This is a genomic window from Sphingobium fuliginis, from assembly GCF_004152845.1.
Lineage (GTDB): Bacteria > Pseudomonadota > Alphaproteobacteria > Sphingomonadales > Sphingomonadaceae > Sphingobium > Sphingobium fuliginis.
Window position 1 is genome coordinate 48,709 of record NZ_SEON01000009.1, and the last position, 23,667, is coordinate 72,375.

A 23,667-nucleotide genomic window follows, 5' to 3' on the forward strand; every position below is an offset into this window, starting at 1 on the left:
TAGCCCTTCCCCCGTAATCCAACGGGCACGAGCAAGATGGCTTTCCCAGCACCCTTGCGCGGTCATGCTATCAACCTTGTCGTCGAGACCAAGTATAGAGCGTGCGCCCTCGACCCATCCGATGCCGGCCGCATCGGCGTCAAGCAAGGCTGCATAAACTGCGAGGTTCTGCCTATCATAGGCGACAACCTGGCCACTCGGCGCTACATTTCGCAGCACAAAAAACTCCAAATGTGATGTTTACTCATCAATTTGAAGACCATACGCCATGGCGCAATTAGCTGCAACCGGGCTCAACATGGCTCATGTCGAGCCGGAAAACCCTTGCCCATAATTTGCGTGTTCTTCGCGCTGCGAGAGGTTTGTCACAGGAGGCGCTGGCAGATGCAGCAAAGGTTGATCGGACCTACATCAGCGCGCTCGAACGACAGAAATACAGCGTGACCATTGATCGGCTCGATGAGATTGCAAAGGAGCTCGGCGTCGAAACCTACGTCTTGCTGATGAAAGATCTGCCACCTGAAGCGCTAAGCGGTGACCGAGCATAGGGCTGCAGGCGGTCAGCCAAGCGACCTCGTCAACGCAACAACTTGAGATAGCCTCCAGCGGCCATGTCGCGAGCCAGGGCGATCAGCCGTCGACATTGCGACTTGAGCGATCCACCAACCCAGTCGTCCCGAACACGTTCATGTCCAAAGATCGAGATCCCGACATCCCGGATGCTCGCCCCTTCGGCGAGCGCATCATGGACATGGAGGGCAAGGGCCTGTCTTTCCATGCCGTGGCTGGCCGGCACAGGACGTGCCGGCAACTGGCCGTTCCGCCATAAATGAAAGAAGCGCCGCAGCGCGGCGACCATCGGCTCCAGCCCACTGCCATCCTCAAAATCATGGACCAGCGATACCGGCCCATTGAGAAGCGACCCGCTAACGACATCAATTCTAAGGGTTTCAGCGCCATCGCGTAGCAGAACATGCTCGACGCCTGTCCTGCACACGATCCGCGCGCTTGCGCCGCAATGGGCAAGGTCGAAGGGCGGACTTCGTGATCCCGACAATGGCAAGGCCATGACCTTCAGGACCGATGGATCACAGTCCGCACTCCACAAGATGGATGTATCGCTCCAGGGAAGAGCGGCGTCCGGCAGGTTTAGGCAGCCCCAGCGCGCGATGCTCGCATCCGACGCTGCAGCCACGATCACTTGATGCCCAGGCGTTTGCCGGCATGGCGAAAGCTGCCGGTAAACCGGATCCCGCCGAAGCCATTCCCAGGCAAGATCGGCAGGACCGGCGGCAGACAGGCGGCAAGGAGAGACGGCGGAAGGCCAGGCACATGTCGCGATCCCGGACATCGCGCTTCACCAGCGATGTTACGCCTTAGCGCTGTTCGCCTAGCTGCCCCCTGACAAAAGCCGCGACCGCCGCTTCTTGGTCTGGGCGGAGCGCATCAACCGCCGGAAGATGGTCGGGCACATCGCCGCGCAACAGGATCGAGGGGCACTGTCCTTCGACATTGCCGAGATTGGGTCGATGCTGGGCGTAACCGACCAGCGCTGCGAGATCGGGCGAGAAATGGCGCGCGACTGCCGGCGGATAGACGAGCCACTGCAACTCGAAGGGTTTGAGCCATCCAAGACAATAGCTGATGACGATCCCGCGGCGGGGCGCTACACTATGGTTGCCACCCCCGCCATGGACGGTCGAGCCAAGGAAAAGCAGCGTGTCGCCTGGCCAGAGGTCAGGCACGTACGCATCAGCCTCGTCCATTTCGACAAGGTCTGGTTCGACATGGCTCCCGGGCCAAAGCCGGGTGCCACCATTCGCCCGGGTGAAGGCGTCAAGCGGCCACATGACGTTGACCAGATATTCCAGCATTCCCTTGGGACCCGCCCACATGTCCTGGTCACGGTGCGGGACCTGCGCCAAGGCGCCGGGATGGATCTCGATCGCCTGCGTGAGATTGAGGGCGATCCGGTCGCACCATGGCAAAAGCATTGTCTCGACAATGGCCCTTATGCGCGCATGCATGACCAGATCGGCAACAAGCGGCTCGCGGGCGATCAAGGCTCCAAATCGCTTTGTCCGTCGCCCGTAGAAATCCCCTTGGCACATGGGCGTCGCAGCGAAGGTCGAATCGAGGCTGCGATTGATCCCGTCGATCAATTCGGGCGCGACCGCCTGCCGGATGACGCAATAGCCCTCGCGGGCAAGCGTGCCGCTTGTCCGATCGATGCGGGCGCTCATAGCTGCACCTGGGATTGGGTATCGACATAGATGCCGGTCCAGCGCAGTCGCGCAGGCGTATCAGGACGAATATGGGCCGCGAAGGCGCCGACCAGGCTACCATGAACATGCATGGCGGGACCCAGTGGCTCGGCAGACCAGCCCATCGCCAACACTTCTTTGCGGAAGGGTTCGGGGATAATGCCGGTGAGACAGGTGATGCCACGCGCCAAGGCGAAATCCACCATGGCGGAGATGAGGATGTTGCGGAGCTGCCGGCGGCGCTCCGCCCCATGGCGCTGCGGCAGGCAGAGCCGCGTTGTTTCCCAGATGGTCGGCCCAACCGGCACGCCGCCGGGACAAAAATGCGAGAACAGCTCGGCGAGCATATGCGGGCGGGTAGAGGGAATCAGCCGAATCGAGGCCTCATGCTCGCCGTTCTCATTTGCCGATATGATATAGGTCGTGCCGACGGTATCGAACTGGTCGATCTCGCACTTTCGATTTATCACTGGGACGTCCCAGCCGAGGCAATCCACGAAAAGGCGCTTTCGGTCTGCAAACATGGACCGAAGCAGTTGCTGGTGCCCCGCTGAGAGGTGATCTTCGACAAGGTGGATCATGGTCGTCTCCGCTGCCTTGGTTCAGGACCAAGGAAAGCAGCGGGACTGCAGCGCAGATAGAACGAGCATTTACTCGGTTTGACGAGGCTTGAGTTCGTCCAATCCGATCTCTCCAGCCAATACGGCACTTACCACCAGTTCGGCGCGGTCATGGGCGTCGAACAGCCGGCGGGCTTCGGTCAGATAGCCGTCGACAGTGCGTGGCGTCAGGCCCAGCTCCCGGGCAATTTCTTTGTTCGAAAAGCCCCTGCCAGCGAGCACGACACAATCCCTGGGCCTGGGATGGAGCCTTGGCGCCGGTCCGATCAAGGGGCTGGCCAGCAGCATCCGGCGTGCCGCCTGGAAGGCAAAGATGCCTGTGATCTGGGCGAATCCCAGGTAGCGCGAGGCAAGTTCTGGATTGGATACGCCGGCAAATGTGCAGGAACCAATGCACTCTCCGAGCAGGATATGAGGCACAGTTATTCCCTCGTTCAGGCCATGCCCAGCGCCGAATTCGAGGGAATGGCGATCTTGCCGGGTGAAGGTGATGATCTTGTCGAGATCGGACCAGAGGAAGGCCCCATCAGAAAAGAGGCAGCCCCGAATGACGGGATCGCGCCGAAGCTGGCCTTGATCGAACAAGCGGTCAACAATGGCCGCGGGATAGTCCCTGATATCGACCCGGTCGGGACGCTCGCCGGCAAGAGGGTCATGATGGATGAGGGCAAAGTGCCGAAAGCCGATTTCGCCCGCCAAGCATGTCATCAATGCCGCAAGTTCCTCGCGCGACGCGACCTTCCGCAGCGCGCGAAGCAAATCATCGGCCAAGGTTGCCAGTTGGCCCGCGTCACCGATCAAGGCGAGCCCAGAGGGCGTCCTCCATTCGGGCCTGTAGACAGCGCATCAGGCGAGCATGTGTCCCGACAAAGGTGGAAGGCATTTCATCATTCCTGATGGAGCCAATGTCTGGCCGGCCTTGCAGCCGGACCGAAGCGGGGGATTGAGAAAGGTCAGGGCTGGAAACGCGGCTCACGCGGCGTTTCCAGCCCCTCCAGTTCGGTCAGATAAACGGAACCACGGCAGGTTCTGAGGGGGCTTGGTCCTCCAACTGAGCCGGCCGGTTTGAAAGCCGTGGAAGCAGGGCGGCCAGGATGGCGGACCCGACCGAGAACAGCCCCAGGGCCAGGAAGGTCAGATCGATACCGCTCGTGATGTTGGTGAGCGTCATGATGACCAGCGGACAGACAAACTGGCCGAGGAACATGAAGGTAATGAGCAAGCCGCCGCCTCGGCCCCGCGCGTGCGGGGGAAGGTCTCGCATGGCGGCCGCCTGAAGGGCGGGCGTCAGCAAGCCACACCCAAGTTGATTGACGAAGGCACAGAGCCCGACTGCGAGCACAGATGGCGAGATGGCCATCCCGACGAGTCCGGCGCCGCCGACAATATAAGATCGCGCCAATAACTGCGGCAGCGTCCGACTGGAGAGGAAGCGGAATAGATAGGAACCGATGGGATTGCCGATGCTGGCCACAGCAATGATTGCACCGATCATGACGGTGGAGGCTTCGCCACGTGCCGAGAGGAAGACCGACATCTGGAGTGGAATGATGAAGAAGAGGATGGAGGACAGGAAACCCAGCGCGCAAACAGCGATGAACTGCCTTGAGCGCAATATCTTCGGCATGGCCTTTGCTAAGGCGCTGTCCCTCGCCGATCGCGCCGCAGGTTCCCAAGCTGCCAGCGCCACGAAAACAGCGATGAAGAAGCTGAACCCATAGGCGGCGAAGGGCGCACGCCAACCATATTGACCGAGCGCGCCCCCTGCCAGGTAGAGAAGGGTCGCGGCGAAGGCGCTGAAGGCGCCATTATAGGCAAGCCAGCGATTGCGGCGTTCACCCTCGAAATAATCGCCGAACAAGGCGAAAGCGGCCGTCATGATGACGGATTCGACGAGGCCGACGCCTGCCCGCGATGCGATGATCGCGGGCAAGCCGTCCAGGACGAGCGGCGCCATGCCGAATAGACCGTAGAGCAGCAGTGCTCCCAGCAAGGCACGCCGGCGGCCGAAGCGATCCACGATTAACCCGGCAAAAGGGGAGAACAGCGCGATGCACAAGGCAGGCGCCGTCATGGCGATCGACACGAGATAGGCTCCGCCCGGCACATCGGCGAAGGCTGCATTGAGCAGCGACAGGTTGGGCGAGACAAGCACCACGCCCATGGCGGGAAGCGTCCCCGACAGGAGCAGGGCGATGCCCTGCAAAGGGCCGGCTTCCCTGGTTTGCGGTTGTAGGCTCATGGTGGCTTCTGCTTCTGTCTCGCCCATCTTTCGCCTCACATCCGATAGTTCAGCGAGATGCCGACGGTGCGGAAGGACGTGGTCCCGAACTGGTGCCAATAGTCACCGCCCCCTGCCGCGTCGCCATAGGCACCGGCGACTGGATCGGCGGTGATCCAGGTGGGGATCCGCTTGTCGAACAGGTTTCTGACGAAGAGGCTGGCATCGACGCTGTCACCGAACAGCTTGGCGCCGATGGACGCCCCGACAATCACCGAACCTCCGATACGCATCTGCGGATCGAGGTCCGCCGTGTAGCGGAATGCGCTACGATAATAGCCGTCCGCCTGGACGTAGATGGTGGCATCTGACGAAACCGCGGCCTCGTACCGTCCCGCGAGTGTCCCAGTCAGCTTGGGCGCAACGACCAACTGGTTACCGCTGACGTTCGTGGACCCGTTGGGCAAGCAGACATTGGTGCCCGACGTACCGGTCGGCTGGCCCGGGTAACAGGGAACCGACCCGAAGTTGCGATATTCCGCCCGATTGTAGGTAAGACCGCCATTGAAGGTCAGGCCATCAATCGGCAGGGCGCTGAATTCGAGTTCGACGCCCCGGGTGCGCAGGTCGCCTGCGTTGACGGTCCGGTAGGCCAGGGTGCTGCCTGCCAGAACCTGCGCCTGGTATCCGGAGAAATCGGTCCGGAACAGCGCCAGGTTCAGCCGCAGCCGATTGTCCAGCAAGGTCGACTTGATGCCGATCTCGTAGCTTTTCGCGATTTCCTCGTCGACCGGTGTGACGGCTACCTGGTCGAAGGTCGGGCCCTTATAACCGCGAGAATAGGTGGCGTAGGCCAGGGTCTGGTTGTTGACCTCATATTGCAGACCGAGGCGGTAGGAGAAGTCGTCATTCTTCACTGCCACATTGTCGACGCCAAGGTCGGCAAGCGGGGCGAAGGCATTGGGGTTCGTCCGCGAACTGTAAAAGCGCAGCTCATCATGGGTGAAGCGTCCACCCGCCATGAGCTTGACCTTGTCCGTGATCGCCCACTGGCCTTCGGCAAAGGCCGCGGCCGATTTCGAGCGAGCCTGGAAATCGAGGACGACGCCAAGATTGCTCATCCCCGCGGGCGGCGCCGGAAGCAGCGTTTCGAGATTGCCCCCCTGGGTCAGGAACTCGCGCGCATTCACATAGAGATAATAAAGGCCGGCCTGGAAGGTGAAGGGACCGGTGCCGGGCGAGGTCAGGCGCAGTTCATTGGAGAACTGCCAATAATCCCGTCCACCCTGGTTCTGGTCGAACAGCGAAAGCGAGGTCGAGTCCGTGTCGAACTGGAGGCTGTCCTTGTAGCTGCGATAGGCAGTGATATTCGAAAGCGAATAGCCATCGCCCAGGTCATAGCCCAGCGTTGCCTGGATTCCGCCCAAGTCAAAGCTGTTGGTCGTGCGGGCATTGCCCGAAACCAAGCCATTATCCTTTGAGGGGATGACGCCGTCGGCGCGGCTGGCCGTGTCGATGACCCCGCCGGGCGCCGCGAAGCGACGGATCAGGACGCTGCCGCCAGGACCTTCCTCATGCGCGATGTCGGCCGCAACATAGAGTTGCAGGACATCGCCCTCGACCAGATATTTGGCCCGGGCGCCATATTCGGTGAGGCCGAGGTTCTCGGACTGGTAGACATTCTTCGCAAAGCCGTCCTGCCGGGTGACGAACCCGCTGACGCGCAATGCTGAATTGGACGACACTGGCACGTTGCCCGCCATTTCGAGCGTCGCCTCGTTCCCGGAAGTGACGGAGTTGGTCTTGCCCCAGGTGGCATGCGCAAGAAATTCCGTCTTGCCGATCTTCGGCTTGGCGGTGACGATGTTGATAAGGCCTGCAGACGCATTCTTGCCGAACAACATGCCCTGCGGACCGCGAAGGACTTCGACGCGATCGAGGTCGAAGAACTGCACGACGCCCATCGACGGGCGGCTCATCACGACATCATCGATGACGACGGCGACGCTCGATTCCACCTGGGGGCCATAGACGGCCGTACCGACACCGCGGATCGAGAAATTCTTGGCACCGACCTGGCTATTGACGGTCTGCACCTGGAGGCTTGGGGCCAGCTGCGGCAGCTGGGCTGCCTCGAAAATCTGATGCTGCTCCAGTGCATCAGCGCTGGCAACACTCACGGCCACCGGCACCTTCTGCATGCTTTCACTGCGCTTTCGCGCGGTGACAACGATATCGGACAATCCGCCCGTGGCGACGCCCGTTTCCTGGGCGAAGGTTGGGATCGAACCGCAGAGCACCACGGCCGTTCCCCCCAAAAGCCAAAATCGAAGACTACCCATCATATCTCCCCTACTCATATTAGCGCTAATTTTATTAAAGCTGACTTGTTTTTTCGATCTTCCGCGGGCGCTCAGTCGAGCGCCCAGCGAACCGCTCGCGCGATGTCCCCGAAAGCCTCTCGGACAGCCGGAAGTTCGGCGGAAGCGGACAGGAACCCATGCGGGGCGCCAAGATAGCGTCGCGCCATTACCGGCACCCCCGCCTCGAGCAACCGACGCGCATAATCCTCCCCATCATCGCAAAGGGGATCAATTTCGGCGGTAAGGACGAACGCTGGCGGCAGGCCTGAGAGGTCACGGCAAAGATGGGGCGCCGCCTGCGGGTCGACCGCATCGGCCTCGTCGCGCAGATAGTTGCCCATGGCCCAGGCGACATCAGCAGTGGTGAGGCCCGGGGCATCCGCATGGCGCCGGAAGGAATCGCGCTCGCGCGAAAAGTCTGTGGCCGGGTAGATCAGGATCTGGAACGCAATAGCCGTACCTTCACGGCCACGTATACGCTGGGAGACGAGAGCCGCGAGATTGCCGCCAGCACTATCCCCGCTAATGATAACCCGACGCGGATCGCATCCAAGTGCCTCGCAATTGTCCAGCAACCACTCGACGGCAGCCTGGCTATCATCGGCCGCGGCCGGATATTTATGCTCAGGCGCGAGGCGATATTCAAAGCCGGCTACGACCGCGCCCACCGCTTCGGCGAGGCTCCGGCAGACATGGTCGTGGGTCTCTAGATCGCCGAAGGTCCATCCTCCCCCATGGATAAAAATGAGGAGTGGGGCACCCTTGGCATTCTCCGGATAATAGATTCGAACAGGCATCTCTCCTGCCGGACCCGCGATCACGCGATCCTCCACATGAGCAACTTGCGCTTTGGGCATGGAAGCCGAGGCTTCGCGCATCAACTGCCGGGATTCCTCCAACGGGATCTCGGTCAACGGAGCCTGGAGGACAAAAGCCTCGAACTGTGGGTCAAGCGGCACGCATCATCTCCTTGGTGATTCGCACCATCTAACAGTGCAGCAAAAGCCTTGCCAGCAAAATCACATTAGCGCTAATGTTTTTGTTGCATCGACACTGTCGGGTGCCGCTGTTATCGAGCCATGTCCAAGAGGCAGGGTGAAGCCTGCTTGCAGATCAGATGCCTGGAGGTCGAGATTTCCGAAGCAACCACGACGGGTAGAGCACGGCGTAAGCGCGCTGGCGGCGTCACCATGAAGGATGTTGCCGATCGTGCGGGCGTCTCGCAGATGACCGTCTCCAGCATCCTCAATGGCCAAGGATCTTATCGCGACGCCACCAAGCGCGCCGTCATGGCCGCGATCGAGGAGCTTGGCTACACTCCGAACCTGGCCGCCAAGCGCCTCGCAAGTGCTGCGGACAATCGAATTGGCGTGCTGCTGCTGACACCTGCGACACCATATATGCTTGCTGTCGTCACCGCAGCGGTGGAAGCCAGCGGCAATCTCGCCGCCCAGTTGCAGATCGAGCGATGGACCAGCCTGACCGATGCCTTTCTCGCGGTTCGCAAGCTCCTGGCTGCCGGCACCCGAGGCGTCATCGTCCCACCACCGCTTTCGGCTTCAACGCAATTGCTCGACATGATCGCAGCAAGCGGCGCCATTCCTGTCAGCATCGCGCCTGGCGGCGCGCCGCCAGCGGCTCATTCTTGCGTATGGATCGACGACGAGGCCGCGACAGCCGAAATGACGTCCTGGCTGGTCGGCATGGGCCATCGCCGAATCGCTTTCATCACAGGCGATCCCGAACATGCTTCCACAGGCTTTCGCCTCGAGGGGTATCGAAGGGCAATGGAAGCGGCCGGGATCGATCCCTCCGACCAATTGGTCGTTCAGGGAGACTATAAATGGAAGTCGGGGCTTGAGGCAGCAGAGATGCTCCTTGGGCAAGCTGATCGCCCAACTGCGATCTTTGCGGGCAATGACGATATGGCGGCAGCGGTCCTGTCATTCGCCCATGGCAAGGGCATCTCGGTGCCGGACGAGCTATCAGTCGTGGGCTTCGACGACACGGTTCTCGCAACGGCGGTCTGGCCAAAGATCACGACCGTCAAACAGCCCGTCGAACAGATGGTACAGCTAGGCGCCGAAATTCTGCTCAAGGAACTCCAGTCCGGCCGCAAGAGCCCGAAGATCGTCCATCGCCAGCTCGATTTCACGATCATGGCCCGAGAGTCTGCGGCCCCGCCTCGGTAGGGCGCGCGCAGCCAAAAATTTCCGCCTGCCCAAAAAAACCATCGACAAAGCTTCGTCACACAATACATTAGCGCTAATGTGATTCGCTGAAGGAGAGGTCATGAGGGAGTTGAAGATCGTCTCGGACGATGGCGCAAAATCAGTGCCGTTCGAGCCGGAGCAGCTGGTCATCGCTGGGTGGACCGGGCGCGATGAAGCTGTGCTTGAGGCACATATTCAGGAATTGGAGGAGCTTGGGGTAAAGCGTCCAAGCTCGGTCCCTGTTTACTATCGCGTAGACCATGCGCTCCTATCGACCCGCCCTGCCATCCAGGTGGTTGGCCGCGAAAGCAGCGGCGAGGCCGAGGTCGTCTTGTTCAAGCATGAGGGCGCCCTCTATGTCGGCCTTGGGTCGGACCATACCGACCGGGCGCTTGAGGCTTTTGGGATCAGCCTATCCAAGCAGGCCTGCGCCAAGCCGATCGCCGCCTCGGCATGGCGCTGGCAGGATGTATGCGGACATTGGGACCAGCTGCAGCTCTCATCGCATACGGTCGAAGACGGCGAACAGTTCTACCAGCATGGTTCGGTGGCCGGGCTGCGTCGCCCGGACGAGTTGCTGGCGCTCTATGAACGCCAGCATGGCACAGTGCCGAACGGCTTCGCCATGTTCTGCGGCACGCTGCCGGTCTCGGGCGAAATTCGATTTTCCGATCGCTTCACCATTGTCCTCCATGACCCGGTCCTCGGACGTACTCTGCGGCATAGCTATGCGATCGAGGCACTGCCGGTGGCCGAAGCATGATTGGCTGCGCCAGCCAGGTCCGCGTCGAGGAGGCGCTCGCAAGGCTCGATAGCGATGCCATGCGCTTTGTCCTGACGACCAGGCTCGACGAGGAGGCAAGGGGATTTGCCGAAGCGGCAGACGCGCGCCGAGCCGCAAGATCGCGCGCGCCCTATCTGGGCATGCCGGTGACGGTGAAGGACAATTTTGACCTCATGGGGCATCCCACCACGGCAGGCTCGCGCCTCCTGGGCGACGCTCCCGTGGCTAGACGCGACGCTGTCGTCGTCCAGCGGCTACGCGCCGCCGGCTTCGTCCTGCTCGGCCGCACGAACATGACGGAGTTTGCCTTCTCCGGCCTTGGCATCAACCCGCATTTCGGAACCCCGGCCAACCCTGCCTATCCCGGCGAGTGGCGTATCCCCGGCGGCTCATCCTCCGGCGCAGCCGTCTCGGTCGCGCTCGGTCTGACGCGGGTTGCGGTGGGCACTGACACAGGTGGGTCCATCCGCATCCCGGCTGCGCTCTGCGGAGTAACAGGCTTTAAGCCAACCGCGGCTGCCATCAGCCGGGATGGCGTCCTACCGCTCTCGACCACCCTCGACGCGGTCGGGATCATCGGCGAATCAGCCGCGGATTGTCGGGCACTCTTCGACGTGCTGCGCGATGTTCCGGGCAAGCCGTTCGCAGTGCCTGCCCATCGCATTCGCCTTGGCGTGGTCACCAATTATGTGATGGAGGGCGTCCAACCTGAGGTGGCAGGCCCGTTCCATGCGGCCCTTGCTCGGCTTGCGGCGGCAGGAGTGGCGATCGAGCCTATCGAACTGCCACCACTCGACTGCCTTCCGTCCCTTATGAAGGATGCGACCTTCCCGGCGAGCGAGGCCGCAGCCTGGCACCAACCCTATCTCGATGCGGGCAGGGGCGCCGAATATGACCCCAAGGTCCTGGCACGGATCGAGGCAGGAAACAGGATGGGCGCGGCAGCCTATGCGCGCCTCGTCGAGGGCCGCAACGCCTTCATCGCCGACATGGCCGAGCATCTCAACGGCTTGCACGGCATCGTCTGGCCGACCGTACCCGCGCTCGCTCCCAACATCTCGGAACTTGAGGATGATTCGGCCTACCACGCCGCCAACGCCTTGATGCTGCGCAATTCCACGATCGCAAACCTGCTCGATGGCTGTGCGATCTCCCTCCCTTGCCCCGAGGCTGCACGCCCCGTGGGCCTGACCATCGCCGCCCTGGCCGGCTCGGACGACCTCCTCCTGGGGGTGGCCGAGACATGCCAGCGCGTGCTCAACCAGAAGGACTGATGATATGCCCGTGACAAAAGAACATCGCGAATTCCACGCGATCGCCATGTCGGGAGACGGCTGGCAGCTGCCCGAGGGCTATAAGCCAGGCGGCGGCGTCGACGAGAAGATCCTGTCAGGAAGCCTTGACCCTGAACGGCAGCAGGGAAGCCGCACGCGTCTCCTGCGCTTTCAGCCTGGCGTATTCACCACCAAGCCCTTCGTGCATGACTATTGGGAGGAAGTTTTTCTCCTCGAGGGCGACCTCACCGTCGGCAATGACGAAGAAGGCAATGGTGGCGAAGCCTTTGTCGCCCCGACCTACGCCTGCCGTCCCCCCGGCGTCTACCACGGTCCCTTCAAGTCCGAGGGCGGCTGCCTGCTGCTTGAGATCCATTATTATGACCCGGCCTGACCAAGCCGACGGCCGCCTGCACGCTAGGCAAGAAAGGCCAGCCCTGGAGATGACCGCCAGCCGACCGGAACTGCTGGTCGACGGTTCTGATCAGTTACTGCGCAGGACAATCCAGGACGCTCTGGGCTTCAGCATCCACCTGCAGGAGCTGCGCGCAGGGCTGGGCCAAGCAGCCGGACTTTCGGGTCCGGCCTATTCCATCCTGGTCGCCGTCGAGCATCTCAGCCGACAGGGAGACATCGGGATCAACCTGCTGAGTGACTATCTCCACCTGTCGGGCGCCTTTGTTACCACGGAGGTGAACAAGCTGGTTGGCGCCGGACTGGTTGCCAAGGAGCCCCATCCAGCGGACCGCCGCCGGGTGGTCATGACATTGACCACGCAAGGACGGGGTTTGCTGGCGGCGGTCGGCGATCTGCAGCGCTCCGTCAACGACACCATTTTCGGTGCACTGGCACCGGGAGAGTTGCGCGCCCTTTCCGACAGCCTCGCCAAGCTCGTCGGGGGTTCGCAGGACGCCCTTGCACTGCTGCATGTCCAGGCCCGTCGAAGGAAGACAGCATGACGACACAACAGATGGCCGGCTTCGAAGCCCGCGCCTTTCGTGACGCCCTCGGTCAGTTCGCAACCGGCGTCACGGTCATAACCGCCGCAGCCGATGGGCGCGAACCCATTGCTATGACAGTGAGTTCGTTCAACTCGGTCTCGCTCGATCCTCCGCTCGTTCTCTTCAGCGTCGGGCGCGAGGCGCCAAGCCTTTCCGACCTGCTTCAAGCCGAGACTTTCGGGATCAACATCCTTGGCGCCCGGCAAGCAGCCATATCCAACCAGTTTGCCGGGGGAAGACCCGACAAGTGGGCCGGCATTGATCCGATCACCGGGACTACCGGCTGCCCCTTGATCGAACCTTCCCTCGCGGCGTTCGAATGTCGGCATTTTGCGACCTACGATGGCGGCGACCACGTCATCATCGTCGGACAGGTCCTGGATTTCCGGACCGAGCCCGAAACCACCCCCCTCATTTTCTTCCGCGGCGGATATCACGCGATCGCCTGCGGCCCGGCCCAATGATGATCGAAAGGCACAAGATATGAAAACAGGAAGCCAACACCTCGCCACGCTCCGCGACGGCCGTTCCATCTACATCGACGGCAAGCTTGCAGGCGACGTCACCCAGCATCCCGCATTCTGCAATTCGGTCGCGTCGGCCGCCCGGCTCTACGATTTCCAGGCCGCGAATTCCGATTTGATGACTTTCACGAGCCTGTCGAGTGGCGAGCGGGTAAATCGGGCGTGGGACCTGCCGACCGACTATGAAGGCCTGGTGATGCGCCGCAAGGCGATGGAGGCCTGGGCAGGCACGCATTACGGATTCATGGGGCGATCCCCCGACCATGTCGCCTCCTGCTTCGCCGGGATGATGATGGGCATCGACCTGTTCGAGAATCATGACCGGGCGCGCGCTGGGGCGCTTGCGGACTATTTCCGCTACGCCCGGGACAATGACCTCTTCCTCACCTATGTGATCATCAATCCGCAGGCGGATCGCTCCAAGTCCGCGCATGAGCAGGCTGACCCTTATCTGACCGCCGGGATTGTCGACGAGGATTCGACCGGGATCACGATCCGGGGTGCCAAGATGCTGGCGACCAGCGGGATCATGGCCAACGAGGTCTTCGTCAGCTGCGTCCAGCCGCTTGGCGTTGGGGACGAGAAATATGCGATCTCGCTGGCGGTGCCGATGAACGCGCCCGGCGTGAAGCTCCTGTCCCGCAAGTCCTATGAGGCGGCGTCGCCCAGCCAATTCGACAACCCGTTAGCCAGCCGTTTCGACGAGAATGATGCCGTCATCTACTTCGATGACGTCAAGGTTCCCTGGGATCGGGTATTCATCGCTGGCGATACCGCAATGGTGATGAAGCAGTTCCATGCGACGCCTGCGCACGTACTGCAGAATTATCAGTGCCAGGTCCGGCTGATGGTCAAGATGCGCTTCCTCATGGGCATCGCGCGCCGCACGGCCGAGATCAACGGGACGCTTGCCCTACCGCCGGTCCGCGACATGCTCGGCCAGTTGGCCGCCGAAGCCGCGCTCGTGGAAGGAATGGTCCATGGCATGGAGGCGAAGGGCAAGGTTCGCAACGGCTATTACATACCGGACGGCCACCTTCTCTATGCGTCCCAGGTTCTCACGCAGCAGCTCTATTCCAAGGTCATCACCTCGCTGCGCGACCTGGCTGGAGGCGGCCTCATCATGCTGCCCTCGAGCATTGCGGATTTCGCGAATCCGGAAACGGCCGCTCTCATCGGGAAAACGCAGCAGTCGCCAGTGGCCAATTCGCAGGACCGCGTAAAATTCTTCAAGCTCGCCTGGGATGCAATCGGCTCTGAATTTGCGAGCCGGCACAACCAGTATGAGATGTTCTACGCGGGAGCCACCTTCGTCACGAAGGGCCACAGCTTCCGGACCTTCGACTGGGAAAGCTCAACCAATCTCGTCGACACCATGCTCGCCAGCTATGATCTGCACGATGCTGGCATGGGTGTGGCCGCCTGATTGCCAACACCTCTCCTTGGCAATCGGCAACACTGTGGGCCGGGAAGCATTTCCCGGCCCCTTTTCATGATCCGCCCTCACGCAGCTTCGGCCAAAGGACCGACGAGGCCTGCGGGCGTCTCAATTATTCATTCCTGCGCCTGAGACTTAAGATCCGGGTCAATGCAGGGGCCGCACTGGCACCGCAAAGGTAGCCAGCGGCATCGGCCGGTGCCTGCTGCGCCACGCACCTTTACGCGATGCTTGGCCAGCCCGCAGACCAATGAGTCGAGTGCGGGTGGAGGCCCGCATGACCCCTACGAAACTCCTGATCGGCCAAATCCTGATCGTGCTTGCCATCATTGTCGCGAGCATATGGATCGCGACCCAGTGGGCAGCAGCGCAGCTCGCCTACCAGCCTGAGCTTGGTGCGCCCTGGCTCCTGCTTTTCGGGCAGCCGATCTACCCGCCCTGGTCGCTATTCCCCTGGTGGTTTTCGTTCGACGCTTATGCGCCGGCGATCTTCGATGAAGCAGGGACAATCGCGGCGGCGGGCGGCCTCATTGGCTGCGTCGCTGCCATCTTCGGATCAATCTGGCGGGCTCGGCAGTCAAGCAACGTCACCACCTATGGCTCGGCGCGCTGGGCAACGCACAAGGATATCAAGGATGCCGGCCTTCTCGTCGACCGCGGCGTCGCGATCGGTCGCGTCGGACCCGACGACCTTCGCCACGATGGTCCCGAGCATGTCATGGCTTTCGCGCCGACCCGCTCGGGCAAGGGCGTGGGCCTCGTCGTACCGACGCTGCTCTCTTGGACAGGCTCGACCGTCGTTCATGACATCAAGGGCGAAAATTGGCAGCTGACCGCCGGCTGGCGCTCGCGCTTCTCGCACTGCCTGCTGTTCAATCCGACCGATGCCCGCTCGGCGCGATACAACCCGCTGCGCGAGGTGCGGCGCGGCATTAACGAAGTCCGCGACGTCCAGAATATCGCCGACATCCTTGTCGATCCGGAAGGCGCCTTGGAGCGCCGCAGTCACTGGGAGAAGACCAGCCACGCTCTGCTGGTCGGCGCGATCCTCCATGTCCTCTATGCGGAAGAGGAGAAGACCCTCGCCCGGGTCGCCACATTCCTCTCCGATCCGCAGCGCAGCTTCGCAGCGACCCTGCGCCGGATGATGGTCACCAACCATGTGGGCACGGCGGATGCACCGCTTGTTCATCCGGTTGTCGCCTCGGCCGCCCGTGAACTGCTCAACAAGAGCGAAAACGAGCGCTCTGGCGTGCTGTCGACGGCCATGTCGTTCCTCGGCCTCTATCGCGACCCCACTGTTGCGGCAGTGACCGCGGCCTCTGACTGGCGGATCGCCGACCTCGTCGAGGCCCGGCATCCGGTGTCCCTCTACCTGGTGGTACCCCCGTCCGACATCAGCCGTACGAAGCCACTGGTCCGTCTGATCCTCAACCAGATCGGCCGTCGCCTGACCGAAGAGCTTCACGTTCCTGGTAGTGGGGGAGAGATTGGCAACCGCCGTCATCGCCTGCTGATGATGCTCGATGAGTTTCCGGCACTCGGGCGGCTCGACTTCTTCGAGACGAGCCTTGCCTTCCTCGCCGGCTATGGCGTGCGCGCCTTCCTCATCGCGCAGAGCCTAAACCAGATCGAAAAGGCTTACGGCGAACACAACGCCATACTGGATAACTGCCACGTCCGTATCGCCTTTGCGACCAATGACGAGCGCACCGCCAAGCGCATCTCAGACGCACTCGGCACCGCGACCGAACAGCGGTCGATGCGAAACTATGCCGGGCATCGCCTCGCGCCTTGGCTCGCCCATGTCATGGTCAGCCGTCAGGAGACTGCGCGCGCGTTGCTGACGCCGGGCGAGGTGATGCAACTGGCGCCAACCGACGAACTGGTGCTGGTCTCGGGCAGCCCGCCGATCCGCGCCAGGAAGCTGCGCTACTATGCGGATCGGCGGTTTGCCGCGCGCGTCCTGCCGCCACCGTCGCTGGACGCAGCCCGCGATCAAGACCTCCCCGAGGCACGTCCTGATGACTGGGCGGGGCAGATTCGCGGGGCGGACATGCGCCTCGCTGCGCAAGCCGACGCCGGCGAAGATGGCGATACCGGAGGGCTTGAACAGGCCCGTCACCCTGGGCACGAGATCCAGCCGACAATCACGCCCGAACCGGAGGTCGCCGACCCCCTGGGCCTGGGCGAAGACGACACCGATCAGGCGGCCGAACGCCGCACGATGGACCGCGTCCAGGCGCTGGGCACTGCGCGGACCGTCTATGGCATCGACGCAGCCTCCATCCGTCCTGACGACCTGCAGTTGGGGCTTTGACCATGGAGAAGATCCGCCACCAGCTTTTCCTGCCGCGCCCGCTCTCCGACCGGCTCGAGGCCCTCGCCGCCAAGCCCGGCGCCACCAAGTCGGCAATTCTTGTCGATGCGCTGACCGCCTGGCTCAATCGTCGGGGCGCCTCAGAACTTGAGGACCGGTTCTCGATCAGGCTGGACCGGATGACCCGGTCGATCGGCCGGGTGGAAGCCGACACGCATGTGATGCTCGAGACATTGGCGCTGTTCATCCGGTTCGAGCTCGCGATCCAGACGCCACTTGCAGAGAATGACCAGGCCGGGCGCGCGCTGGGAGCGAAGCGTTTCGAAGCCTTCGTGACCCAGGTTGGCCGCCATGTCGCCAGTGGACGACGGACGCTCGGGTCGGAGGATGGGCAATGAGTCCACACCAGCCTCCTTCGCTCGCCTCCGACCGGCGGCGTGCCATGCTGCGGACAGCCATGGGCGAGGATATCGCAGCCCTCCTTGCCGATCCTCTGACGCAGGAGATCATGGTCAATCCGGATGGGGCTCTGCGGGTGGACCGGCTTGGCGAGGGACGGGTCGACACGGGCATATCGATCGAACCTTCCCAGGTCGAAAGGATCATCCGGCTCGTCGCCGCCTATGGCCGCGCGGAAATCCACGCCGACCGGCCCATCATTTCTGCCGAGCTGCCGCCCCATGCGGAGGGTCATGCAGGCGAGCGCTTCGAGGGCGTGCTGCCCCCGATTGCCCCAGCCCCCTGTTTCTCGATCCGGAAACCTGCCGAGCGGCTCTACACGCTCGACGACTATGTCGCCGACGGCCTCATGCCGCCGGCCTTGGCAGAGGCGCTGAGGGCCGCGGTAACGCAGCGCCTCAACATTCTCATCGCCGGCGGCACCAGTTCGGGCAAGACGACGCTCGCTAATGCGCTGCTTGCCGAGATGGCCTGGGTCGATGCCAGGGTGATTCTCATCGAGGACACGCGTGAGCTCCAATGCCCGCTGCCCGACACGGTCGCGCTCCGTACCAAGGCTGGCGTGGCATCCATGACCGATCTCGTGCGCTCTACGATGCGCCTGCGGCCCGATCGGATCGTCGTCGGCGAGGTCCGCGGCCCCGAGGCACTCGACATGCTCAAGGCCTGGAACACCGGCCATCCGGGTGGGATCGCCACAGTCCACGCCAATGGCGCGCAGGCCGCGCTGACCCGGATCGAGCAACTGGTCCAGGAGGCGGTGGTCACCGTGCCACGCCAGCTCATCGCCGAGGCCATCGACCTCATCGTCTTCATTTCAGGACGTGGCAGCGCCCGGCGCATCGCCAGCATCGCTCGGATGGCCGGGCTCGATCCCGACACCGGCGCCTATCGCCTTTCCAACCTTCTCAAATCCCAAACCCAAGGAGATGCTTCATGACGGCCCAAACTCGCTTCCTATCTTTGTCGGCTCGCCTCGCTGGCGCGGCGACAGGCCTCGCATTCGCCCTCGCAATCTCCATCCAGGCGCGGGCAGCCGGTTCCGGCATGCCTTGGGAGGAGCCGCTCCAGCAGGTGCTGGAATCCGTACAGGGACCGGTCGCGAAGATCATCGCGGTGATCGTCATCATCGTCACCGGTCTCAGCCTGGCATTCGGGGAGTCATCCGGAGGCTTCCGGCGACTGATTCAGATCGTCTTCGGCCTGTCGATCGCCTTTGCTGCCTCCAGCTTTTTCCTCAGCTTCTTCAGCTTCGGTGGCGGAGCGCTGATCGCATGACCGGCGATGGCCAGCATATGGAGGGATTTGAGGTGCCGATCCACGGCGCGCTCGGAAGTCCCATTCTCCTGGGCGGCGCACCGCGCATGCTCGCCATCGTCAACGGCACGCTGGCCGCCGCTGTTGGCCTTGGCCTCCAGCAATGGCTCGCCGGGGTGCTGCTCTGGGCCGCTGGCCACAGCCTCGCCGTACTCGCGGCGCGGCGTGATCCGAGCTTCGCCCCGGTGCTCCTTCGCCATCTTCGCCAGAAAGGGCATATTTCGTGCTGAACCTTGCCGAATATCGGCGGCACGCCGACCGTCTTGCCGATCACCTGCCCTGGGCCGCCCTGGTCGCCCCGGGCATCGTCCTCAACAAGGATGGCAGCTTCCAGCGCACGCTCGCCTTCCGGGGACCGGATCTTGAATCGGCAACCGAGGCCGAACTCATTGCGGCCTGCGCCCGCGCCAATAATGTTCTGAAGCGCCTGGGTTCAGGCTGGGCGCTCTACTTCGATGCCGAGCGGCTCGAGAGCCAGGGCTACCCCGACAGCGTCTTTCCTGATCCCGCGAGCGCTCTCGTCGATCGGGAAAGACGTGCCGCGTTCGAGGCTGCCGGCCTGCATTTCGAGAGCCGCTACCACCTGACGCTGCAATGGCTGCCGCCTGCCGACAGCATCGACAGCGCCGGCCGCGCGCTGGTCGAACGACCGGATGCTGACAAGGGACGAGACTGGCGCGGGACGCTCGGGCAGTTTGCGGCGGAGACCGATCGGATCCTCGACCTCCTGTCGGGCTTCATGCCAGAGGTGCGGGCGCTCGACGATACCGAGACGCTGACCTACCTCCATGGCTGCATCTCCGAAAGGCCGCATCCGGTCAGCGTCCCCGAGACCCCGGTCTATCTCGACGCATTGCTGGTCGACACGCCGCTCGCTGGCGGGCTCGAGCCGCGTCTTGGCCAGAAGCACCTGCGGACCCTGAGCGTGCTTGGCTTCCCCAGCCTCAGCCGCCCCGGAATCCTCGACGCGCTCAACCACCAGGATTTCGGCTATCGCTGGGTCACGCGCTTCATTGCGCTCGACAAGACGCAGGCCACCAAGGCGCTCACCAGCATCCGCCGCCAATGGTTCAACAAGCGCAAGTCGATTACCGCCCTCCTTCGGGAGGTACTCTACAACCAGCCGAGCCAATTGCTCGACAGCGATGCCGACAACAAGGTTTCAGACGCCGATGCCGCGCTGCAGGTGCTGGGGCAGGACCATGTCGCCTTCGGCTACCTGACCATGACGATCACGGTAGCCGACGAGGACCGGGCGCGGGTCGAGGAAAAGGTCCGCCGCGTCGAGCGGATCGTCAACGGCCTTGGCTTCACGACGATCCGCGAAGGCACCAATGCCGTGGAGGCATGGCTTTCCTCCCTGCCAGGCCAGGCTTATGCCAATGTTCGCCAGCCGCTCGTCCATACGCTCAATCTCGCGCACCTGATGCCGCTGTCGAGCGTCTGGGCTGGCCCCGCGCGCAACGCCCATCTCGACGGGCCTCCGCTGCTGGTCGCCAGAACCGCCGGTTCCACCCCCTTCAGGCTTTCAACCCATGTGGGGGACGTCGGCCATATGCTGGTCGCAGGGCCGACCGGTGCCGGAAAGTCCGTCCTCCTCTCCGCGATCATGCTGCAGTTCCGGCGCTACGAGAAGGCGCAGGTCTTCATCTTCGACAAGGGTTTTTCCGCTCGTGCGGCTGTGCTCGCGTGCGGCGGGGCGCATCACGAACTGGGCGTCGGCAATGGGGAGGCGCTCGCCTTCCAGCCCCTGGCGGGGATTGATGGCGATGCCGAACGGAGCTGGGCCGCTGAATGGATCGGTGCGCTTCTCGAGCATGAGGGCGCGACGCTGACGCCGGATGCCAAGGACATGGTCTGGTCGGCACTTGGCAGCCTCGCCTCCGCCCCGGTCGAACAACGCACCCTGACGGGCCTGGCGCTGCTGCTCCAGTCCAATGCGCTCAGAACCGCGCTGCAACCCTATACTCTGGACGGGCCCCATGGCCGCCTCCTCGACGCGGCCGAGCAACAGCTTGCGCTCGGCGACATGGAATGTTTCGAGACCGAAGCGCTGATGGGCCAGCCCAGCGTGATTGCGCCCGTCCTTGCCTATCTTTTCCATCGCCTCGAGGCCCACTTCGACGGGCGACCAACTTTGCTCATCCTCGACGAAGCCTGGATCTTCCTCGACCATCCGCTGTTCGCAGCCCGGATCCGCGAATGGCTCAAGGTCCTGCGCAAGAAGAATGTCGCGGTCCTGTTCGCGACCCAGAGCCTCGCTGACATCGCAGGATCGACGATCGCGCCAGCTATCATCGAGAGCTGTCCACAGCGCGTCCTCCTGCCGAACGACCGCGCGATCGAGCCACAATCCCGCGCTATCTATGAGAGCTTTGGCCTCAATGCGCGCCAGATTGAACTCGTCGCGCGCGCCACGCCCAAGCGCCAATATTACCTGCAATCGGCGCGCGGCAACCGCCTGTTCGAACTGGGCCTGGGGCCGATTGCCCTGGCGCTCTGCGCAACGTCCGATCCGTCGACCCAGTCCCGCATCAATGCGCTGATCGAGGCGGGTGGCAGCGAGGACTTCGCCGCGCGCTTCCTCGCTTCGGCCGGGCTCGACTGGGCTGCCGATTTGCTCGGCCATTCCTCCAATCTTCCATCCCCCCTGCAAGGAGACCAATAATGCGCGCTATTACCGCCAAGCACCTCGTCGCGGCTGCTCTAGCCACAGGCGCTGCCAGCTCGCTCGCGTTTGGCCTCATAGCCCCCTCGACGCCAGCGCATGCCATCACCGTGTTCGACCCCAGCAACTATGCGCAGAATATCCTGACAGCGGCCCGGACGCTACAACAGGTCAACCAGCAGATCAGGCAGCTTCAAAACGAGGCGCAGATGCTGGTCAACATGGGCAAGAATCTCTCGCGAATCGATTTTCCGCAGCTCGATGCACTTCGAGCGAAACTGGCTGCGATCGATCGCCTGATGGGACAGGCGCAGGGCATCGACTTCCATGTCAGCGAACTCGACGCAAAATTCGCCAAGCTCTTCCCCCGGGACTTTGCCGACGCCCTTCGCACCGACCAGCGCGTCCAGGATGCGCGCAGCCGACTCGATGGCAGCATGGACGGGTTTCGTCATGCGATGACGGTCCAGGCGCAGGTGGTTGAGAATGTCCGCGACGATACGCAGGCCCTCGCCGATATCGTCGCCCGCAGCCAGGGCGCCGAAGGATCGCTGCAGGCGACTCAGGCCACCAACCAGTTACTGGCGCTCACCGCCAAGCAGCAGCTCCAGCTCCAGCAGATGATGGCCGCCCAGTTCCGCAGCGAAAGCCAGGAACAGGCGAGGCGCGCAACGCAGGCGCTCGAGGCGCGTGCCGCCACCAGGAAGTTCCTCGGCTCCGGATCGGCCTACACGCCGCAATAGCCCCTCTCCTGCGGGCGCCAGCCCGATCCGGTCCAAGGCGGCAATGCGGTTTCCCCCTCCCGCCTGCCGCCGCCGCGGGGCGTGGCTCTGCTCCCCCAGCCATGCCCCGCGGTCCCCGGCCAAGTGCAGGACGCCCAAGCCCCAGGATGCCCAAGCCCATGAACGACCTCAATGTCATCGACCGCTTCCTGGCAGCCTTCATCACCTATATCGACAGCGGGTTCGGCCTGCTCGGCCCCGACGTCGGCTTCCTGACCTCCACGCTCATCGGCATCGACATCACGCTCGCCGGCCTGTTCTGGGCCATGGGCGGCGAGGACAATGTCATCGGCCGGTTCGTGCGGAAGATCCTCTACATCGGCGCGTTCGCGTTCATCCTGAACAGCTTCGCGACACTCGCCGACATCATCTTCCGCTCCTTCGCCCAGGCGGGTCTCACCGCGGGCGGCGGAAGCCTCAGCGCCGACGACCTGCTGAAGCCCGGACGTCTTGCCGGTATCGGCTTCCAGGCGGCGTGGCCGCTGCTCGACCAAGCCAGCGAGATGGTCGGCTTCACGACCTTCTTCGACAATTTCCTCTCCATCATGATCCTGCTGCTCGCCTGGGCGCTCGTGATCATCGCCTTCTTCATCCTTGCGGTGCAGATGTTCGTGACGATCCTCGAGTTCAAGCTCACCAGCCTGGCCGGCTTCATCCTCGTGCCGTTCGCTCTGTGGAACCGCACCAGCTTCCTTGCCGAACGCGTGTTGGGGAATGTCGTTTCCTCAGGGATCAAGGTGATGGTGCTCGCCGTCATCGTGGGCATCGGCTCCAATTTCTTCGCCGAATTCACCGCTGCGCTCCAGGGACAGGAGCCCGACATCGGCCAGGCCATGAGCCTCGTGCTCGCGTCCCTCGCGCTCTTCGGCCTCGGCATCTTCGGCCCGTCGATTGCCAGCGGCCTCGTCGCCGGCGCCCCCCAGTTGGGTGCAGGGGCTGCGCTTGGCACGGGCGTAGGTGCTGCGGGCGCCGCCATGATCGGCGGCGGCGCAGCCATTGGCGGCGCGCGGGCTCTTGGAGGCGCAACTCTCGGTGCCGTGCGGGCAGGAACATCCATGGGCGCTGCTGCCAGCACCGCCTACAGCCTCGGCCGGGAGACTGGCAATCCACCGTCGGTGGGTGCGGGTCTCGCCGGCGTTGCGCGTGCAGCAGGCAATGCGGCACGAACCCGAATGTCGGACACGCTGGGCCTTGGCGAAGCAGCAAGCAGCGGTCGCGAGGCAGCCTGGAACGCCATCAATGGCCGCACACCGTCCTCCGGCGGAGCGAGCGCCAGCGAGGCCATGCCCGGCTGGGCGCGCGCGATGCAAAACGAACAGACGAAACGTCACCACCGCCAGGTCGCCCTTCACGCCCTGCAGCAAGGGGATCGCGGCGGCGCCTCCGCCACACCCGACATCAAGGAAAGGAATGACTGAG

Annotated in this window: 23 protein-coding genes; 16 read left to right on the top strand and 7 right to left on the bottom strand. The window is 63.1% G+C overall.

The features are described 5' to 3' along the window. Nucleotides 1-305: 305 nt before the first annotated feature. Entirely contained in the window at nucleotides 306-548 is a 243-nt protein-coding gene (locus EWH10_RS18600; RefSeq protein WP_065847379.1) for a helix-turn-helix transcriptional regulator, read from the top strand. A gap of 29 nt (nucleotides 549-577) precedes the next feature. On the opposite strand, the gene EWH10_RS18605 is transcribed toward EWH10_RS18600, so the two are convergent. The 7 genes from EWH10_RS18605 to EWH10_RS18635 form a co-directional block, all read right to left on the bottom strand. Beyond that, nucleotides 578-1,351, bottom strand: a complete 774-nt coding sequence (locus EWH10_RS18605; RefSeq protein WP_083199185.1) for a DUF2285 domain-containing protein — start codon at nucleotides 1,349-1,351, stop codon at nucleotides 578-580. Nucleotides 1,352-1,376: 25 nt separating this feature from the next. Continuing rightward, the gene (locus tag EWH10_RS18610; protein ID WP_065847375.1) at nucleotides 1,377-2,243 is read right to left on the bottom strand and encodes a phytanoyl-CoA dioxygenase family protein; all 867 of its coding nucleotides are present in this window, start codon (nucleotides 2,241-2,243) and stop codon (nucleotides 1,377-1,379) included. Next, the gene (locus EWH10_RS18615) at nucleotides 2,240-2,845 is read right to left on the bottom strand and encodes an acyl-homoserine-lactone synthase (protein WP_065847373.1); all 606 of its coding nucleotides are present in this window, start codon (nucleotides 2,843-2,845) and stop codon (nucleotides 2,240-2,242) included. The genes EWH10_RS18610 and EWH10_RS18615 overlap by 4 nt, the downstream gene beginning before the upstream one ends. Before the next feature lie 69 nt (nucleotides 2,846-2,914). Next, on the bottom strand, nucleotides 2,915-3,685 hold the full coding sequence (locus tag EWH10_RS18620; RefSeq protein ID WP_083199183.1) for a LuxR family transcriptional regulator: 771 nt from the start codon (nucleotides 3,683-3,685) through the stop codon (nucleotides 2,915-2,917). Nucleotides 3,686-3,887: 202 nt separating this feature from the next. Then, nucleotides 3,888-5,153: an MFS transporter gene (locus tag EWH10_RS18625; RefSeq protein ID WP_083199182.1), complete on the bottom strand. Its 1,266-nt coding sequence runs from the start codon at nucleotides 5,151-5,153 to the stop codon at nucleotides 3,888-3,890. Nucleotides 5,154-5,161: 8 nt separating this feature from the next. Then, the gene (locus EWH10_RS18630; RefSeq protein ID WP_165363382.1) at nucleotides 5,162-7,306 is read right to left on the bottom strand and encodes a TonB-dependent receptor; all 2,145 of its coding nucleotides are present in this window, start codon (nucleotides 7,304-7,306) and stop codon (nucleotides 5,162-5,164) included. A 212-nt stretch (nucleotides 7,307-7,518) separates the two neighbouring features. Further along, nucleotides 7,519-8,427, bottom strand: a complete 909-nt coding sequence (locus EWH10_RS18635) for an alpha/beta hydrolase (RefSeq protein ID WP_065847367.1) — start codon at nucleotides 8,425-8,427, stop codon at nucleotides 7,519-7,521. 120 nt (nucleotides 8,428-8,547) lie between these two features. Here EWH10_RS18635 and EWH10_RS18640 point away from each other — a divergent pair, with 120 nt between their 5' ends. The 15 genes from EWH10_RS18640 to trbL all read left to right on the top strand — a co-directional run bounded on the left by EWH10_RS18640 (nucleotide 8,548) and on the right by trbL (nucleotide 23,666). Continuing rightward, nucleotides 8,548-9,660 (top strand): LacI family DNA-binding transcriptional regulator, encoded by a 1,113-nt coding sequence (locus EWH10_RS18640; protein ID WP_083199180.1) that lies wholly within the window; start codon nucleotides 8,548-8,550, stop codon nucleotides 9,658-9,660. Between the two features lie 100 nt (nucleotides 9,661-9,760). After that, a complete protein-coding gene (locus tag EWH10_RS18645; protein ID WP_065847363.1) occupies nucleotides 9,761-10,444 on the top strand; it encodes a DUF2848 domain-containing protein in 684 nt (227 codons plus the stop codon). Further along, the gene (locus EWH10_RS18650; RefSeq protein WP_130030164.1) at nucleotides 10,441-11,739 is read left to right on the top strand and encodes an amidase; all 1,299 of its coding nucleotides are present in this window, start codon (nucleotides 10,441-10,443) and stop codon (nucleotides 11,737-11,739) included. Before EWH10_RS18645 ends, EWH10_RS18650 begins: the two co-directional genes overlap by 4 nt. 4 nt (nucleotides 11,740-11,743) lie before the next feature. Continuing rightward, entirely contained in the window at nucleotides 11,744-12,133 is a 390-nt protein-coding gene (locus EWH10_RS18655; RefSeq protein ID WP_065847361.1) for a cupin domain-containing protein, read from the top strand. Nucleotides 12,134-12,182: 49 nt separating this feature from the next. Continuing rightward, entirely contained in the window at nucleotides 12,183-12,698 is a 516-nt protein-coding gene (locus EWH10_RS18660; RefSeq protein ID WP_165363383.1) for a MarR family winged helix-turn-helix transcriptional regulator, read from the top strand. Then, complete coding sequence (locus EWH10_RS18665; protein WP_065847357.1) at nucleotides 12,695-13,204, top strand: flavin reductase family protein; 510 nt, start codon at nucleotides 12,695-12,697, stop codon at nucleotides 13,202-13,204. The genes EWH10_RS18660 and EWH10_RS18665 overlap by 4 nt, the downstream gene beginning before the upstream one ends. Before the next feature lie 19 nt (nucleotides 13,205-13,223). After that, nucleotides 13,224-14,690: a 4-hydroxyphenylacetate 3-hydroxylase family protein gene (locus tag EWH10_RS18670; protein WP_065847355.1), complete on the top strand. Its 1,467-nt coding sequence runs from the start codon at nucleotides 13,224-13,226 to the stop codon at nucleotides 14,688-14,690. 289 nt (nucleotides 14,691-14,979) lie between these two features. Further along, nucleotides 14,980-17,022, top strand: a complete 2,043-nt coding sequence (locus EWH10_RS18675; RefSeq protein ID WP_065847353.1) for a conjugal transfer protein TraG — start codon at nucleotides 14,980-14,982, stop codon at nucleotides 17,020-17,022. A 2-nt stretch (nucleotides 17,023-17,024) separates the two neighbouring features. Continuing rightward, nucleotides 17,025-17,420: a CopG family transcriptional regulator gene (locus EWH10_RS18680; protein ID WP_065847350.1), complete on the top strand. Its 396-nt coding sequence runs from the start codon at nucleotides 17,025-17,027 to the stop codon at nucleotides 17,418-17,420. Further along, nucleotides 17,417-18,421: a P-type conjugative transfer ATPase TrbB gene (trbB, locus tag EWH10_RS18685; protein WP_065847348.1), complete on the top strand. Its 1,005-nt coding sequence runs from the start codon at nucleotides 17,417-17,419 to the stop codon at nucleotides 18,419-18,421. Before EWH10_RS18680 ends, trbB begins: the two co-directional genes overlap by 4 nt. Next, entirely contained in the window at nucleotides 18,418-18,759 is a 342-nt protein-coding gene (locus tag EWH10_RS18690; protein WP_009823093.1) for a TrbC/VirB2 family type IV secretion system protein, read from the top strand. The genes trbB and EWH10_RS18690 overlap by 4 nt, the downstream gene beginning before the upstream one ends. Then, a complete protein-coding gene (locus tag EWH10_RS18695; protein ID WP_065847346.1) occupies nucleotides 18,756-19,028 on the top strand; it encodes a VirB3 family type IV secretion system protein in 273 nt (90 codons plus the stop codon). The genes EWH10_RS18690 and EWH10_RS18695 overlap by 4 nt, the downstream gene beginning before the upstream one ends. Then, nucleotides 19,022-21,466, top strand: a complete 2,445-nt coding sequence (trbE, locus tag EWH10_RS18700; protein WP_065847343.1) for a conjugal transfer protein TrbE — start codon at nucleotides 19,022-19,024, stop codon at nucleotides 21,464-21,466. Before EWH10_RS18695 ends, trbE begins: the two co-directional genes overlap by 7 nt. Beyond that, nucleotides 21,466-22,209: a P-type conjugative transfer protein TrbJ gene (gene trbJ / locus EWH10_RS18705; protein ID WP_065847341.1), complete on the top strand. Its 744-nt coding sequence runs from the start codon at nucleotides 21,466-21,468 to the stop codon at nucleotides 22,207-22,209. The genes trbE and trbJ overlap by 1 nt, the downstream gene beginning before the upstream one ends. 158 nt (nucleotides 22,210-22,367) lie before the next feature. Then, nucleotides 22,368-23,666, top strand: a complete 1,299-nt coding sequence (trbL, locus tag EWH10_RS18710) for a P-type conjugative transfer protein TrbL (protein WP_065847382.1) — start codon at nucleotides 22,368-22,370, stop codon at nucleotides 23,664-23,666. Nucleotide 23,667 lies beyond the last annotated feature (1 nt).

Bases quoted from the DNA above. Each gene is read 5' to 3' on its own strand.
- EWH10_RS18680 (WP_065847350.1), top strand. From the start codon at position 17,025: ATGGAGAAGATCCGCCACCAGCTTTTCCTGCCGCGCCCGCTCTCCGAC.
- EWH10_RS18655 (WP_065847361.1), top strand. From the start codon at position 11,744: ATGCCCGTGACAAAAGAACATCGCGAATTCCACGCGATCGCCATGTCG.
- trbL (WP_065847382.1), top strand. From the start codon at position 22,368: ATGAACGACCTCAATGTCATCGACCGCTTCCTGGCAGCCTTCATCACC.
- EWH10_RS18690 (WP_009823093.1), top strand. From the start codon at position 18,418: ATGACGGCCCAAACTCGCTTCCTATCTTTGTCGGCTCGCCTCGCTGGC.
- EWH10_RS18695 (WP_065847346.1), top strand. From the start codon at position 18,756: ATGACCGGCGATGGCCAGCATATGGAGGGATTTGAGGTGCCGATCCAC.
- EWH10_RS18645 (WP_065847363.1), top strand. From the start codon at position 9,761: ATGAGGGAGTTGAAGATCGTCTCGGACGATGGCGCAAAATCAGTGCCG.
- EWH10_RS18615 (WP_065847373.1), bottom strand. From the start codon at position 2,845: ATGATCCACCTTGTCGAAGATCACCTCTCAGCGGGGCACCAGCAACTG.
- EWH10_RS18600 (WP_065847379.1), top strand. From the start codon at position 306: ATGTCGAGCCGGAAAACCCTTGCCCATAATTTGCGTGTTCTTCGCGCT.
- EWH10_RS18660 (WP_165363383.1), top strand. From the start codon at position 12,183: ATGACCGCCAGCCGACCGGAACTGCTGGTCGACGGTTCTGATCAGTTA.
- trbB (WP_065847348.1), top strand. From the start codon at position 17,417: ATGAGTCCACACCAGCCTCCTTCGCTCGCCTCCGACCGGCGGCGTGCC.
- EWH10_RS18610 (WP_065847375.1), bottom strand. From the start codon at position 2,243: ATGAGCGCCCGCATCGATCGGACAAGCGGCACGCTTGCCCGCGAGGGC.
- EWH10_RS18605 (WP_083199185.1), bottom strand. From the start codon at position 1,351: ATGTCCGGGATCGCGACATGTGCCTGGCCTTCCGCCGTCTCTCCTTGC.
- EWH10_RS18630 (WP_165363382.1), bottom strand. From the start codon at position 7,306: ATGCAGAAGGTGCCGGTGGCCGTGAGTGTTGCCAGCGCTGATGCACTG.
- EWH10_RS18640 (WP_083199180.1), top strand. From the start codon at position 8,548: ATGTCCAAGAGGCAGGGTGAAGCCTGCTTGCAGATCAGATGCCTGGAG.
- EWH10_RS18665 (WP_065847357.1), top strand. From the start codon at position 12,695: ATGACGACACAACAGATGGCCGGCTTCGAAGCCCGCGCCTTTCGTGAC.
- trbJ (WP_065847341.1), top strand. From the start codon at position 21,466: ATGCGCGCTATTACCGCCAAGCACCTCGTCGCGGCTGCTCTAGCCACA.
- EWH10_RS18670 (WP_065847355.1), top strand. From the start codon at position 13,224: ATGAAAACAGGAAGCCAACACCTCGCCACGCTCCGCGACGGCCGTTCC.
- EWH10_RS18625 (WP_083199182.1), bottom strand. From the start codon at position 5,153: ATGGGCGAGACAGAAGCAGAAGCCACCATGAGCCTACAACCGCAAACC.
- EWH10_RS18650 (WP_130030164.1), top strand. From the start codon at position 10,441: ATGATTGGCTGCGCCAGCCAGGTCCGCGTCGAGGAGGCGCTCGCAAGG.
- EWH10_RS18675 (WP_065847353.1), top strand. From the start codon at position 14,980: ATGACCCCTACGAAACTCCTGATCGGCCAAATCCTGATCGTGCTTGCC.